Origin of the sequence: Micromonospora sp. WMMA1949 (assembly GCF_027460145.1) — a bacterium.
GTDB lineage: Bacteria > Actinomycetota > Actinomycetes > Mycobacteriales > Micromonosporaceae > Micromonospora.
The window spans coordinates 3508132-3522459 of record NZ_JAPZBG010000001.1; the positions used below are offsets into that span (position 1 = coordinate 3508132).

General features: G+C 73.5%; 12 protein-coding genes and 1 pseudogene. 7 read left to right on the forward strand and 6 right to left on the reverse strand.

All coding sequences use genetic code 11. The annotated features are described in order from the left end of the window. The first annotated feature begins 112 nt into the window (after positions 1-112). Positions 113-550, forward strand: a complete 438-nt coding sequence (locus tag O7607_RS16645) for a hypothetical protein (RefSeq protein WP_332367330.1) — start codon at positions 113-115, stop codon at positions 548-550. A gap of 89 nt (positions 551-639) precedes the next feature. On the opposite strand, the gene valS is transcribed toward O7607_RS16645, so the two are convergent. The 5 genes from valS to O7607_RS16670 form a co-directional block, all read right to left on the reverse strand. Continuing rightward, positions 640-3204, reverse strand: coding sequence for a valine--tRNA ligase (valS, locus tag O7607_RS16650; protein ID WP_269704112.1), 2565 nt, complete (start codon positions 3202-3204; stop codon positions 640-642). 70 nt (positions 3205-3274) lie between these two features. Then, complete coding sequence (locus tag O7607_RS16655) at positions 3275-5197, reverse strand: ABC transporter ATP-binding protein (protein WP_442929487.1); 1923 nt, start codon at positions 5195-5197, stop codon at positions 3275-3277. Continuing rightward, positions 5194-7014: an ABC transporter ATP-binding protein gene (locus O7607_RS16660; protein WP_269704113.1), complete on the reverse strand. Its 1821-nt coding sequence runs from the start codon at positions 7012-7014 to the stop codon at positions 5194-5196. Before O7607_RS16660 ends, O7607_RS16655 begins: the two co-directional genes overlap by 4 nt. 37 nt (positions 7015-7051) lie before the next feature. Further along, the gene (locus O7607_RS16665) at positions 7052-7564 is read right to left on the reverse strand and encodes a methylated-DNA--[protein]-cysteine S-methyltransferase (protein ID WP_269704114.1); all 513 of its coding nucleotides are present in this window, start codon (positions 7562-7564) and stop codon (positions 7052-7054) included. Beyond that, positions 7561-9012 (reverse strand): AlkA N-terminal domain-containing protein, encoded by a 1452-nt coding sequence (locus O7607_RS16670; RefSeq protein ID WP_269704115.1) that lies wholly within the window; start codon positions 9010-9012, stop codon positions 7561-7563. The genes O7607_RS16665 and O7607_RS16670 overlap by 4 nt, the downstream gene beginning before the upstream one ends. A 242-nt stretch (positions 9013-9254) precedes the next feature. Here O7607_RS16670 and O7607_RS16675 point away from each other — a divergent pair, with 242 nt between their 5' ends. After that, on the forward strand, positions 9255-9719 hold the full coding sequence (locus O7607_RS16675; RefSeq protein WP_269704116.1) for a hypothetical protein: 465 nt from the start codon (positions 9255-9257) through the stop codon (positions 9717-9719). A 50-nt stretch (positions 9720-9769) separates the two neighbouring features. Here O7607_RS16675 and O7607_RS16680 read toward each other — a convergent pair. Then, positions 9770-10591 (reverse strand): annotated as a pseudogene (locus O7607_RS16680) (EamA family transporter); the annotation flags it as partial. A gap of 93 nt (positions 10592-10684) precedes the next feature. Here O7607_RS16680 and O7607_RS16685 point away from each other — a divergent pair. The 5 genes from O7607_RS16685 (at position 10685) to O7607_RS16705 (ending at position 14310) form a co-directional block, all read left to right on the forward strand. Continuing rightward, positions 10685-11197, forward strand: a complete 513-nt coding sequence (locus O7607_RS16685; RefSeq protein ID WP_269704117.1) for a MarR family winged helix-turn-helix transcriptional regulator — start codon at positions 10685-10687, stop codon at positions 11195-11197. A 30-nt stretch (positions 11198-11227) separates the two neighbouring features. Further along, positions 11228-11974: a peptidase E gene (locus O7607_RS16690; protein WP_269704118.1), complete on the forward strand. Its 747-nt coding sequence runs from the start codon at positions 11228-11230 to the stop codon at positions 11972-11974. A gap of 58 nt (positions 11975-12032) precedes the next feature. Further along, entirely contained in the window at positions 12033-13118 is a 1086-nt protein-coding gene (gene ychF, locus O7607_RS16695; RefSeq protein ID WP_269704119.1) for a redox-regulated ATPase YchF, read from the forward strand. 70 nt (positions 13119-13188) lie between these two features. Then, positions 13189-13563: a DUF6193 family natural product biosynthesis protein gene (locus tag O7607_RS16700; RefSeq protein ID WP_269704120.1), complete on the forward strand. Its 375-nt coding sequence runs from the start codon at positions 13189-13191 to the stop codon at positions 13561-13563. Positions 13564-13746: 183 nt separating this feature from the next. Further along, complete coding sequence (locus tag O7607_RS16705; RefSeq protein ID WP_269704121.1) at positions 13747-14310, forward strand: dihydrofolate reductase family protein; 564 nt, start codon at positions 13747-13749, stop codon at positions 14308-14310. Positions 14311-14328: the final 18 nt, after the last annotated feature.

Here is a 14328-nt window from a genome sequence, read left to right on the forward strand (position 1 = left end):
AAACGGGTTCTGCCCCGCCGTGTCCGGTCTGTTAGTTTGCGGCGGCTACGCACACCGACACGGGGAGAACACCTTGCGTTCAGCTCGCCTCGCCCTGCTGGCTCCGGCCGCGGTGGCGATGATCGTCATGTCCGGCTGCGGCGACGACGAGGAGACGCCCTCGGCCGGGTCGGCGGCGCCCTCCGCCCCGGCCGCCACGTCCGTGCCGCCGGTGACGCCGGCCCCGGTGGGCCTCGACGAGGCCACCCGGAAGACCTGCGCGACGGCGGAGAAGGACATCACGGCCGCCCTGAAGGAGGTGGCCGAGGCGGAGAAGATAGGCCCGCCGGCCGGCCACTCGGCGGTCAGCGCCCAGTACTCGGCGGGCGCGGCCACGCTCTACACGCACGCCTTCACCAGCAGTGACGAGGTGAACGCCGCGGTGAAGGGGGTCGCCACCGCCATGACCGACCTCGCGGACACCTGGGCCAAGGCGCCGGGCAAGGCGCCGAGCAAGGCGGATCTGACCACCGCCCGGGACAAGCTCAAGGCGGCCTGCGCGGCCGACTGAGGCACGCACCGCCGCCGGCCTTTCGGGGTGTTAAGAAGGGCCCCTTCTACAACGCGAGGCGTTAACAAGGGGCCCTTCCTTGCACGGGGTCAGAACGCGCAGGCGACGACCAGTTCGGTGGTGCGGTCGGGTAGCAGGTCCAGCTTCGCGATCCGGCCCGCCGCGCGCAGGTCGTCGGCGACCGTGCCGAGCTGCTCCAGCACGGCTGCCGGTCCGAGCGCCTCGGCCAGCGGCACCTCCGCCTTCATCGACAGCTTCCGTTCCGACTTGGCGCGGCGCACCTGACCCAGCGCGTCCGCGGCCAGCCGCAGCAGCTCCGGGTCACCCGGCGCCTCCATCGCGCGGCCCACCTCGTACGTGGTCGGCCACGGCGCGCGGTGCACCGACCCGTACCGCCACCACGACCAGACCTCCTCGGTGACGAACGGCAGCACCGGCGCGAACAGGCGCAACTGCACCGACAGCGCGGTCGCCAGCGCCGCCCGGGCCGAGTCGGCGGCCGGCCCGGTGCCGTAGGCGCGTTCCTTCACCAACTCGATGTAGTCGTCGCAGAACCGCCAGAAGAACGCCTCCGTGGCCATCAGGGCGGCCGTGTGGTCGTACCCGTCGAACGCGGTGGTCGCGGTCGCGACCACGCCGGACAGTTCGGCGAGCATCGCGGTGTCCAGCGGTTGGGTCGCCGCGGCCCGCAGCGCGTCGGCGGCGCCCAGCCCGAGCGCGAACCGCGACGCGTTGAGCAGCTTGGTGGCCAGCCGGCGGCCCACCTTGACCTGGGCCGGGTCGAAGGCGAGGTCCATGCCCGGCTTGCCGTTGGCGGCCCAGTAGCGGACCGCGTCGGACCCGCTGCGCTCCAGCAGCGCCATCGGGGTGACCACGTTGCCCTTGGACTTCGACATCTTCTTGCGATCCGGGTCGAGGATCCAGCCGGAGAGCACAGCGGTGTGCCACGGCAGTGCGCCGTGCTCCAGGTGGGACCGCGCCACGGTGGCGAACAGCCACGTCCGGATGATGTCGTGCCCCTGCGGGCGCAGGTCCATCGGGAAGACCCGGCCGAACAGGTCCGGGTCGGTCTCCCAGCCGCCGACGATCTGCGGGGTCAGCGACGAGGTGGCCCAGGTGTCCAGCACGTCCGGGTCGCCGGTGAAACCGCCCGGCACGCCGCGCTGCGACTCCTCGTATCCGGGTGGCGGTTCGCTCGTCGGGTCGATCGGGAGCGACGCCTCGTCCGGTGTGAGAGGGTGGGTCCAGTCCGGCTCGCCAGTGTCGTCGAGCCGGTACCACACCGGCACCGGCACGCCGAAGAACCGCTGCCGGCTGACCAGCCAGTCCCCGGTGAGGCCGCCCACCCAGTGCTCGTAGCGGTGCCGCATGTGCTCCGGCACCCAGCGCAGCTCCCGCCCCCGGGCCAGCAGCTCCTCACGCAGGCCGGCGTCCCGGCCGCCGTTGCGCAGGTACCACTGCCGGGTCGAGACGATCTCCAGCGGCCGGTCGCCGCGCTCGTAGAACTTCACCGGGTGGGTGATCGGGCGCGGCTCGCCGACGAGGTCACCCGCGTCGGCCAGCAGCTCCACCAGCGTCCGCCGGGCGCCGTTCACCGTCTGCCCGGCCAGCGCCGCGTAGGGCTCGGCCGGCACGCCGGCCGGCGGCTCCGGCAGCAGCCGCCCGTCCCGGCCGATCACCACGCGGGTGTCCAGCCGCAGCTCACGCCACCAGGTCACGTCGGTGAGGTCACCGAACGTGCAGACCATCGCGATGCCCGTGCCCTTGGCCGGGTCCGCCAGCGGGTGCGCGCGCACCGGCACCTCGACCCCGAACACCGGGGTACGCGCAGCGGCGCCGACCAGGTCCGCGTAGCGCTCGTCGTCGGGGTGGCAGACCAGCGCCACGCAGGCCGGCAGCAGCTCCGGCCGGGTGGTGTCGATCAGCACCTCGCGGCCGTCCGGCCCGGTGAACCGCAGCCGGTGGTACGCGCCCGGCCGCTCCCGGTCCTCCAGTTCCGCCTGCGCGACGGCGGTGCCGTACCCGACGTCCCACAGTGTCGGCGCCTCCGCCTGGTACGCCTCACCCCGGGCCAGGTTGCGCAGGAACGCGCGCTGGCTGGCCGCGCGGGCCGCCGACCCGATCGTGGTGTACGTCAGCGACCAGTCCACGGACAGTCCGAGCCGCCGCCACAGCGCCTCGAACGCCTTCTCGTCCTCCACCGTGAGCAGTTCGCACAGCTCGATGAAGTTGCGCCGGGAGATCGCCGTCGGGTTCTTCCGGGCCGCGTCGTCCACCGGCGCCGCCGGCGGGCGCCAGTCCTCGTCGTACGGCAGCGCCGGATCGGGACGCACGCCGTACACGTTCTGCACCCGGCGTTCGGTGGGCAGCCCGTTGTCGTCCCAGCCCATCGGGTAGAAGACCGTGCGTCCGCGCATCCGCTGGAACCGGGCCACCGTGTCCGTGTGCGTGTACGAGAAGACGTGCCCCATGTGCAGCTCGCCCGACACGGTCGGCGGGGGAGTGTCGATCGCGTATACGTCCGACCGCTCCTTCGTGCGGTCGAACGCGTACGTGCCGTTCTCCTGCCAGCGGCGGGCCCAGGTCTCCTCGAGGCCGTCCAGGCTCGGACGCTCGGGGACGCCGCCGCGGGCGCTCCTCGTCGTGTCGGTCATCAGCCGATGGTAGGCAGCCCGGCTGCGCCGCTCCACGACTTTCCCCACCCCGCGCGTCCTCGCGGGAGAGCTAGAGGAGGGAGTCGCGCCACTGCCGGTGCAGGGCGGCGTAGCGGCCGCCGGCGGCGATCAGCTCGGCCGGCGGGCCGTCCTCCACGATCCGTCCGTCGTCGAGCACCAGGACCCGGTCGGCCGTCTCGACTGTGGAGAGCCGGTGGGCGATGACGAGTGCGGTGCGGTCGCGCAGCACGCTGTTCAGGGCCCGCTGCACCAGGCGTTCGGTCGGCACGTCGAGCGCCGAGGTCGCCTCGTCCAGGATCAGCACCCGGGGGTCGGCGAGGAACGCCCGGGCGAACGCGACGAGCTGACGCTGCCCGGCGGAGAGCCGGCCGCCGCGACGGTGCACGTCGGTGGCGTACCCGTCGGGGAGCGCGGCGATGAAGTCGTGCGCGCCGATGGCCCGCGCGGCGGCGATCACCGCTTCGTCGTCGGCGTCCGGGCGGCCGAACCTGATGTTGTCGGCCACGGAACCGCTGAACAGGTGGGTCTCCTGGGTCACCAGCACCACCGCCCGGCGCAGCTCGGCATCGGCCAGGTCGCGCAGATCCACCCCGTCCAGCCGGACCGCACCCGCGTCCGGGTCGTGGAAGCGGGCGACGAGCTTCGCGACTGTGGACTTCCCGGCGCCGGTCGGACCGATCAGCGCCACTGTCTGCCCCGGCGGCACGGTCAGGTCGAGGCCGGACAGGATCGGCGTCCGGCGGCGGTAGCCGAAGTCGACGTCGCGGAAGACGATCGCACCGCGCGGTGGCCCGCCGGGCAGCGGCAGCGGCCGGGCCGGTTCGGGCACCGCCGGGTGCTCGTCCAGCACGCCGGCCAGTTTCTCCAGCGCGGCGGTCGCCGACTGCAGCGAGTTGTAGAACTGGCTCAGCTCCTCCATCGGCTCGAAGAACCGGCGCAGGTAGAGCAGGAACGCGGCGAGCACGCCCACCTCGACGCCGCCGCCCAGCACCCGCCAGCCGCCGTACCCGAGCACCACCGCCGCGGTCAGGTTGCCGATCAGCCGGATGCCCGGCGAGTAGATCGCGATCAGCCGGAACGCGCGCAGGCTGGAGCGCCGGTAGTCGTCGTTCACCGCGCCGAAGATGCGGTCGTTGCGGTCCTCCCGCCGGTACGCCTGCACGGCCCGGATCCCGCGCAGCGACTCGACGAAGTGCACGATGACCAGCGCCACCGCCTCCCGGGTGCGCCGGTACGCCCCGGCCGACGCGCGGGCGAACCAGCGGGACAGCACGAACAGGAACGGGAACGCGAGCAGTGTCACCGCCGCCAGCGGCAGGTCCAGCCAGAGCAGGATGCCCGCCACGGACAGCACCGACAGCCCGGCCATCACCAGCTTGTCGATGCCGCCGTCGACCAGCTCGCCGATCGACTCGAGGTCGCTGGTCAGCCGGGACACCATCCGCCCCGACGTGTAGCGCTCGTGGAACCCGACGTCGAGGCGCAGGAAGTGCCCGTACACCCGGCGGCGCAGGTCCAGCAGGACGGCCTGGCCGATCCGGGCGGCGAGGGTGAGGAACGCGCGCCGGGCCGCGTACTCGACAGCGGTGGCGACCACGAACGCGGCGGCGACGGCGATCAGCGGGCCGGGGTTGCCGGCCCGCAGCGGACCGATGCCCCTGTCGATGCCGAGCATGACCAGGTACGGCCCGGACATCGCGGCGGCGTTCTGCGCCAGCAGCAACACCACCGCCAGCCCCAGCGCACGCCGGTGCGGGCGGAGCAGCAGCCGCAGCAGCAGCCGGCTGCGGGCGCGCAGCCGGGCCACCGCCTCCGGGGACGAGTCCTCGGCCCGGCTGCGGTCCGCGTCCGGATCGGTGGCCCGCCCCCGCCACCGGGACAGGTCGTCACCGCTGCCACCGCGTGCGCCGGTCGTTCCGGAGCCGTTCGGCGCGTCGCGGGGCCGGGGCACTCGCGGCGCGCGGCCGGTCACGAGCGCACCAGGCCGACGCCGTCGCTCCGTCGCTCCGGCTCGGCGGACAGCACCGCCCGGTAGGCGGGTACCCGGGCCAGCAGCTCCGAGTGGGCGCCGACGGCGACGATCCGGCCGCCGTCGAGCAACGCCACCCGGTCCGCCAGCGCCACCGTCGAGGGTCGGTGCGCCACCAGCAGGGTCGTGGTGGCGGTCTCCCGCAGCACCCGGCGCAGGGCCGCCTCGACGAGCGCTTCGGTGTGCACGTCGAGCGCGGAGAGCGGGTCGTCGAGCACCAGGACCGCGGGCCGGCCGAGCACCGCACGCGCCAGCGCGAGGCGCTGCCGCTGCCCGCCGGACAGCGACAGCCCCTGCTCACCGACCCGGGTTGCCAGGCCCCACGGCAGCTCGTACGCGAATTCCGCCTGGGCCAGCGTCAGCGCGGCCCGGACCTCGTCCTCGCTGGCGTCCGGCCGGCCCAGGGTCAGGTTCTCCCAGACCGACATGGAGAACAGCGTCGGCTCCTCGAACGCGACGGCGACCAGCCGGCGCAACGAGTCCAGCCGCAGGTCACGTACGTCGTGCCCGTCGAGCATGATCCGGCCGCCGGTCACCTCGTGCAGCCGGGGGACCAGCGACAGCAGCGTGCTCTTGCCGCAGCCGGTGACGCCGACCAGCGCCATCGTCTCGCCCGGCTCGACGGTCAGGTCCAGGTCGCGCAGCACCGGGCCGGACGTGCCGGGGTAGCGGAAGCGGACCCCCTCGAAGCGGAGCCGGCCGCGTACTTCGCCCCGGTCGAGCGACAGGGCGTGCGGGGCGTCCACGATGGTCGGCGGGGTGTCCAGGACCTCCTGGATCCGGTCGGCGGCGGTCGCGGCCTCCTGGCCGTTGGCGATGATCCAGCCCAGCGACTGCACCGGCCAGATCAGCATGAGCTGAAGGCTGACGAACGCGACCAGCTCCCCGATGGACAGCACGCCGTCGGCGACCGCTGCGGCGCCGGCCACCAGGACCGCGCCGAGCGTCAGGTTCGGCACCAGGTCGAACAGCGCGGAGGTACGCGCCAGCAGCCGAGCCTTGCCGATCCCGGTGTCGTGCAGCCGGCGCGCACCGACGGCGAACCGGGCCGCCAGTTCCGGCCCGCGCCCGTACGCCCGCATGGTGCGCAATCCCAGCGCCGTCTCCTCGACCAGCGTGGCGACGTCGCCCTGCTGGTCCTGCATGCGGCGCGACGCCGCGTGGTAGTGCCGGGCGAAGCGGCGGCTGATCAGGAACAGCGGTACGGCGCTGGCCGCCACCAGCAGCCCCAGCCACTGGTGCAGCCGGATCAGCAGCGCCACCACCGCCGTGTAGGTGACCAGGTTGAGCACCAGGAACAGCAGCCCGAAGGAGAGGAACCGCCGGATCACCGAGAGGTCGCTGGTGATCCGGGACAGCAACTGGCCGGACTGCCAGCGGTCGTGGAAGCTGGCCGGAAGCCGTTGCAGGTGGGCGTAGATGTCGGCCCGGATGGCGGCCTCCATGCCCACCGAGGACGACGACTGCGTCCAGCGGCGGATGAAGATGAGGACCGCCTCGGCCAGGCCGAGCAGCAGCGCCAGCGTGCCGAGCCGCAGCAGCCCGGCCTCGTCGTGCCGGGCCACCGGCCCGTCGACGACCCGCTGCACCACGAGCGGAACGGCCAGGCTTGCCGCGGTGGCCGCGAGTGCCGCGACCAGCAGCCAGGCGAACTCGGTCGCGTACGGGCGCAGGTAGGGCCGCAGCCGCCAGAGGTTGCGCAGCGGCTGGGACCGGGCGTCGATATGCGCCGCGGGGTTGCCGTCGCTGGACGCGGGCACTACCCGACGGTAGCCGCCGGGGGTGACAGTCTCGCTGTCAGCTAGCCGTCACCCGTCCCTCATGCCCGAGAAGCCACTTCTTCACGTCAAGCCCCCAGCGGTAGCCGCCGAGTGAGCCGTCGGTACGCAGAACCCGGTGGCAGGGGACGAACAACGCGGCGGCGTTGCGCGCGCAGGCGGCCGCGGCGGCCCGGATCGCAGCCGGCCGCCCGGCCAGCGCGGCGAACGCGGTGTAGGTGACCGGGTCGCCGGGCTTGACGTCGCGCAGCACCTGCCAGGCGTGCGTCAGGAAGGGCCCGCCGGTGTGCTGCTCGACCGCGATCGCGTCGATGGCGGCCAGGTCACCGTCCAGGTAGGCCCGGACGGCGTCGGTCACCGGGCCGAGGTCGGCCCGTTCCCGCAGTTCGCCGCGCAGTCTCGGGTGGATCAGCGGCAGCAGGGCCGCCGGTTCGGCGGTGAAGCCCGCCGCGCGTACCGCGCCGGCCGGGCCGGCGAGCACGCTCAACGGGCCGGCGGGAGTGTCGATGACAGTGCTGTCCACAGTGTTCATGCTGCTCTCCAGAGTCGGATCGTCGCGTACGACCGCCAGGGACGCCAGCGGTCGGCGTACGCGGTCAGGGTCTTCGGGTCGTCGGACAGGCCGAGCGCGGCTGCGCCGCGGCGTACGCCCAGGTCGGTGGTGAGGGCGACATCGGGGTCGCCGAGTGCGCGCATGGCCAGGTAGCCGGTGGTCCACGGGCCGATGCCGGGCAGCGCGGCCAGTCGCCGGACCGCCTCCTCCCGGTCGCCCCCGGGTTCCAGGTCGAGTTCGCCGTCGGCGACGGCGCGGGCCAGCGCCCGGATCGTCTCCCGGCGTGCCGCCGGCATCCGGAACGCCGCGTCCGGCGCCGCGAGCACCTGCGCCGGGCCGGGGAACGCCACCAGGCCGTCCGCCGGATCGTCGGTGCCCGCACCCCCGGTGGATCGGGTGGCGGCCAGCAGGCGGGTGAGCGTGGTCCGTGCCGAGGTCAGCGAGACCTGCTGGGTGGCGACGGCACGGACGGCCAGCTCGAACCCGTCGACCGCGTGCGGGAGCCGGACGCCCGGCTCGGCCGCGACGGCCGGGGCCAGCGCGGGGTCGTCGGCCAGGGTGGCGTCCACCGCGACCGGGTCGGCGTCCAGGTCGAGCAGGCGGCGGCAGCGGGCCACCGCGGGGGCCAGGTCACGCATGTCGGCCAGCCGCAGCGTGGCGGCCACGTGGCCGTCGGCAGGGGTCAGCGCCACCGTGGCGGGACCGTGCGGCAGGCGCAGCCCGCGGTGGTAGGTGCCGTCGCGGACCACCTCGACGTCGGGCAGCGCGCGCAGCGCGAGGAAGTCCAGCAGCGCGCCCGCGTGCAGCGGGGGCCGGTATGCCAGCCGCAGCGAGAGCGTGCCCGCCCCGGTGGTCGCGGCCGGGCTGCGGCGCCCGACCCGCAGCTCGGACGGGGTGCCGCCGTAGACCTCGCGAACCGTGTCGTTGAACTGCCGGACGCTGCCGAACCCGGCGGCGAAGGCCACCTCGGCGAGGCCGAGACCGGTGGTCTCGATCAGGATCCGGGCGGTCTGCGCGCGCTGGGCGCGGGCCAGCGCCAGCGGGCCGGCGCCCAGCTCGGCCCGGAGCATCCGGTGCAGGTGCCGCTCGGTGTAGCCCAGCCGGGTGGCCAGCCCGGGCACCCCGTCGCGGTCGACCACGCCGTCGGCGATCAGCCGCATGGCGCGGCCGACCAGGTCGGCTCGGACGTCCCACTGGGGCGAGCCGGGCGCCGCGTCCGGCCGGCACCGGCGGCACGCCCGGAGCCCGGCCCCCTGCGCGGCGGCCGCGGACGGAAAGAACCGGACGTTGCGCCGTTTCGGGGTCATCGCCGGACAGGACGGCCGGCAGTAGATCCCGGTCGACGTCACGCCGGTGTAGAACCAGCCGTCGAACCGCGGGTCGCGGCTGTCGACGGCTCGGTAGCACCGCTCGAAGTCCAGTTCCATGCCACGATCCTGCCCTGCAGCTCCGACGCTCGGCTGGCGGGATTCGGACATGACGTGCGGCAGTCGCGCCAGCTCGGGGAAGTGGCGGTGTCAGCGGTCCCGGGATGCCGCCACCTCGCCGAGGTGGCGTGGATCATGGACGGCGGACCCGAGAAAGTGTCGTAAGTGGTCGGTACCGTCCCGCCACCAACTCAAGAAAAGGTGCGGGGCATGGCGAGCGTGGCCGGGCGGGGTGTCCGCTGATGCGATCGGGGCGAGCACCGCTTGACGCCGCGGTGGTGGAGGGCTTCTACGAGCGGATGCGGGTGGTGGCGCCGGCCGCCTACGGCGCGATCGAGCGTGACCGGGCCGGTGACCCCGGTCGCCCCTTCGCGGACACCGCTTGCGGCCGGCTGGCCGGCTCCCTCGACCCCGACGGGCTGCGCGCGCTCGGCATGTGGGCCCACCACTGGTGCATGCGCTTCTACGACGACGACACCCGGGTCGGCCTGCGACTGGTCCGCGAGATCGCCGCCCGGTCCGGCCTCGGCTGGACCGCCGACGAGGTGCGGTGGTTGCTCGACCGGTCGTACGCGGCCGGGCCCGCCGCCGCGCACCGGTTCACGCTTCCGCTCGCGGCAGCGGCGCAACTACCGGCCGGTGCGCTGCCCGAGGGCGTCGCCGCCGAGGCGTGGCCGGACGACTGGCGCCGGCTGCGGGCCGGCTGAGCGCCGGGTGGGATCGCTGTCCGGTCCGGCATCTGGGCCAGCACCATCGCCCCCACCGCCACCGCGAAACCGGTGAGCTGGACCGGGTCCAGCGCCTCACCGAGCATCACCCAGCCGAGCGCCGCGGCGGTGAGCGGGCTCAGCGCGCCGAGCACCGACACGCGGGAGACAGGCAGTCGTGCCGCGCCCCGGAACCACAGCACGTACGCCAGGGCGGTGCCGGCCAGCCCGAGCCACGCGTACCCGAGAAGGGCCGGCCCGTCGGGCACTGGTGGCGCGGCCTCGACGGCGGCGGCGACCGGCACGATCATCAGGCCCCCGGCGACGAGCTGCCAGCTCGTCGCGGCCAGGACGCCCACGCCGGGCGGCCGGCCCCAGCGGCGGGTGAGCACCAGCCCGGCGGCCATCGCCACGGCCCCGGCCAGTCCGGCGGCGACGCCGAGCGGGTCGAGGCCGGCGCCCGGGCGCAGCACCACGAGGGCGACGCCGAGCGGGGCGGCCACGGCGGCGGCCAGCGCCGGCCGGGTGGGGCGGTCGCGGAGCAGCGCGACGGTCAGCACCGCCACCAGCAGCGGCTGCGCGGCGCCGAGAACGGCGGCGGTGCCGCCGGGTAGGCGGTACGCGGCGAGGAACAGCAGCGGGAAGAACACCCCGATGTTGAGCGCGCCGAGCACGGCGGCGCGCCCCCACCAGAGGCCGTGTGGTCGCCTGCGGGTCAGGGCGAGCAGCAGCAGGCCGGCCGGCAGGGCGCGGATCGCCCCGGCCCAGAGCGGCCGGTCCGGGGGCAGGAGTTCGGCGGTGACCAGGTACGTGGTGCCCCAGGTGATCGGTGCGGCGGCGGTGAGCGCGACGTCGGTCCAGCGGGGGTTCATGTCGGCCTCTTTCTCAGCCCTAAGTATCTTAGCGCTAAGCTAATCAGGCCCGAGCCAAAAGGGGAAGTGGGACGTGCGGCACAATCGGCAGCCGTGACAGGCGACGAGGTGGACGCGATCGTCGAACAGTGGCGGCGGGAGCGGCCCGGCATGCGGCCCGAGCCGATGGCCGTGTTCGGCCGCATCTACCGGCTGGCCCGGCTGGTCGGCGACAGCCAGGAGAAGGTGTACGCGGGCTGGGGCATCGGCCGGGGCGAGTTCGACGTGCTCGCCGCGCTGCGGCGCTCCGGTTCGCCGTACACGCTGGCGCCGAAGGCGCTCGCCGCCTCCCTGATGCTCACCTCCGGCGGCATGACCGGGCGGCTCGACCGCCTCGAACGGGCGGGCCTGGTACGGCGCTCGCCGGACCCGGCCGACCGGCGGGCGCTGCGGGTCACCCTCACCGACACCGGCCGGCGGGTGGTCGAGGAGTCGGCCGAGGCCGGCCTCGCGGTGCAGCGGCGGATCCTCGACGCGCTGCCCCCAGCCGACCAGGACCGGCTGGCCGATCTGCTGCGCGCGTTGCTCGCGGCGGCCGAGGCCGGGCCCGCGGATCCGGCACAATGATCGGCACCGTCACCGCCCGGGAGGACAATCGTGCCCGCCACCGAACCGACGATCGTCGCCACCAGCATGGGTTTCGCCGGCCGTCGCCGCGGCCCGTGGGACGCCCGGCCCAGCGCCCTGTTCGACCTGATGGCCGACCTGGCCGGGGCCGGTGACGCGCCGCGCGTCTGCTACCTCGGCCAGGCCACCGGCGACCAGCCGACCGGCTTCACCGTCTTCTACGGCGCCTTCGCCGGCACCCGGTTCCGCGCCTCCCACCTGGCGCTCTACCCGATGCCCAACGTCGAGGACATCCGCGCCCACCTGCTCGCGCAGGACATCATCTGGGTCGGCGGCGGCAGCGTGGCGAACCTCTGCGCGGTCTGGCGGGTGCACGGCCTGCCGGAGATCCTGCACGAGTGCTGGCAGGCCGGCGTGGTGCTCGGCGGGGTCTCCGCCGGCTCGATCTGCTGGCACACCGGCGGCGCCACCGACAGCTACGGCCCGACGCTGCGGCCCTTCACCGAAGGGCTGGGCTGGCTCCCGTACGGCAACGGCGTGCACTACGACAGCGAGGAGCAGCGCCGCCCGCTGATGCACCGGCTGGTCGCCGACGGCACGCTGCCCGCGAGCCACTGCACCGACGACGGCGTGGGGCTGATCTACCGGGGCACCCGACTGGCCGAGGCGGTGGCCGACCGACCCGGCGTGGCCGCGTACGAGCTGGTCCGCGCCGAGGACGGCACCGCCCGGGAGACCCGGATCGAGCCGCGCCTGCTGTCCGCCGCGCCGCGGTGACCGGCTTCGCGTACCTGCCTGCCCGGCGGTGGCGGCGAGGCGCGTAAGCTGGTTCGTCGTGAGTCTCACCATCGGCATCGTCGGCCTGCCCAACGTGGGCAAGAGCACCCTGTTCAACGCGCTGACCAAGAACGACGTGCTCGCCGCGAACTACCCGTTCGCCACCATCGAGCCGAACGTCGGCGTGGTCGGGCTGCCCGACGAGCGGCTGGCCAAGCTGGCCGAGATCTTCTCCTCGCAGAAGGTGCTGCCGGCGCCGGTCTCGTTCGTCGACATCGCCGGCCTGGTCCGGGGCGCCTCCAAGGGGCAGGGGCGGGGCAACGCGTTCCTCGCCAACATCCGCGACGCCTCGGCGATCTGCCAGGTGGTGCGCGCCTTCTCCGACCCGAACGTGGTGCACGTCGACGGCAAGGTCTCCCCGGCCGACGACATCGAGACGATCAACACCGAGCTGATCCTGGCCGACATCCAGACGCTGGAGAAGGCGCTGCCCCGGCTGGAGAAGGAGGCCAAGCTCCGCAAGGACCGGGCCGCCGCCGTCGAGGCCGCCAAGAAGGCGGTCGAGGTCCTCGACAACGGCGTGACCCTGTACGCGGGCGCCGCCGCCGCGAAGGTCGAGCTGGAGCACCTGCGTGAGCTGCACCTGCTCACCACCAAGCCGTTCCTCTACGTCTTCAACGTCGACGAGGCCGAGCTGGGCAACGAGGAGTTCCTCGACGAGCTGCGCGGCCTGGTCGCCCCCGCCGAGGCGATCTTCATGGACGCCAAGATCGAGTCCGAGCTGGTCGACCTGCCCGAGGACGAGGCCCGCGAGCTGCTGGAGTCGATCGGGCAGTCCGAGCCCGGCCTGAACCAGCTCGTCCGGGTGGGCTTCCGGACGCTCGGGCTCCAGACGTACCTGACCGCCGGCCCCAAGGAGGCGCGGGCCTGGACCGTCCCGGTCGGCGCGACCGCGCCGGAGGCCGCCGGGGTGATCCACAGCGACTTCCAGCGCGGCTTCATCAAGGCCGAGGTGGTCTCCTACAACGACCTGGTCGAGGCCGGATCGATGGCGGCGGCGAAGGCCGCCGGCAAGGTCCGGATCGAGGGCAAGGAGTACGTCATGCAGGACGGCGACGTGGTGGAGTTCCGCTTCAACGTCTGATTTGATTCTGGACTGAGCGCTGCATCAGCAGGATCATCGAGCAGTTGGCTGCTCGTGCAAGGATGCTCCGATGGAACCGGCGACATCGGCGGACGACGTTTGGCGCGCGCTCATGGAGGACACGCAGGGCTGGTGGGTGGATGATCCGGTCTTCCGGGCAGCCTATGAGCACCCCACGTTGCGCGCCCTCTTCCCCATGGCAACGCACGGGACGATCAAGTTCTTCAGGACCGCTTGGAGCTGGCCCGATACCCCTGCCCACGATCTGCCCCTCATCGCCTGCGGCGGCCCTCCCTACCAGGTCATTTCCGCCGGTTATGAGCGGATCATCGGCTTGGCCGCAACGGCGGAAGAAGCCGCAGAGCTGGTAGTCGAGAACCTGCCGCCGGCCCCGGTGATTCCCGGCTCGACGTGTGCAATGCCGTCAGGCGGCGACCAGCGCTGACCGCCCGCAACGCCCTGCCAGCAGGCCGTGAGTCCTGTTCCCGCTGCTGGCGACCCGTGGCGTCCTTGGTTCCGCTTCGACGTCTGAATCCTGGCGGGTCGGCCCTCGGCGTGGCCTGACCGATGTCTTCCCGGCGCCGTGCTGGTCTGTACGACGAGTACCGACCCACGGAAGGCTGGCACGATGCGCAAACTGACCTTCGCCATGAACGTGAGCCTGGACGGCTACGTCGCCGCGCCCGGTGACGACCTCGGCTGGAGTACGCCGAGCGACGAGTGGTTCCAGTGGTGGTCCGACCGGGTGGCGGCGACCGGCACGGCGCTCTACGGGCGACGACTGTGGGAGGCGATGAGCTTTCACTGGCCGACCGCCGATCAACAGCCGGGCGTCACAGCGGCGCACGCCGAGTTCGCCCGTCGCTGGCGGGACATGCCGAAGGTGGTGTTCTCCTCGACGATTAGGCCGGTCGACTGGAACACCCGCCTGGTCACCGGCGACGCGGTCACCGAGATCAGCCGGCTCAAGGCCGAGGACGGTGGTCCGATGGACATCAGTGGCGCCACCATTGCCGCGGCGGCCATGCGGGCCGGGTTGATCGACGAGTACGTGCTCGTCACTCATCCGGTCTTGATCGGTCGCGGTATGCCGTTCTTCACGGCCCTGGACAACTGGGTGAACCTGGCCCTGCGGGAGACCCGGACGTTCCCGGGCGGCGTGCTCCTCACCAGGTACGAGGCCAGGCACTGACCGCCCCCTCCACATGGA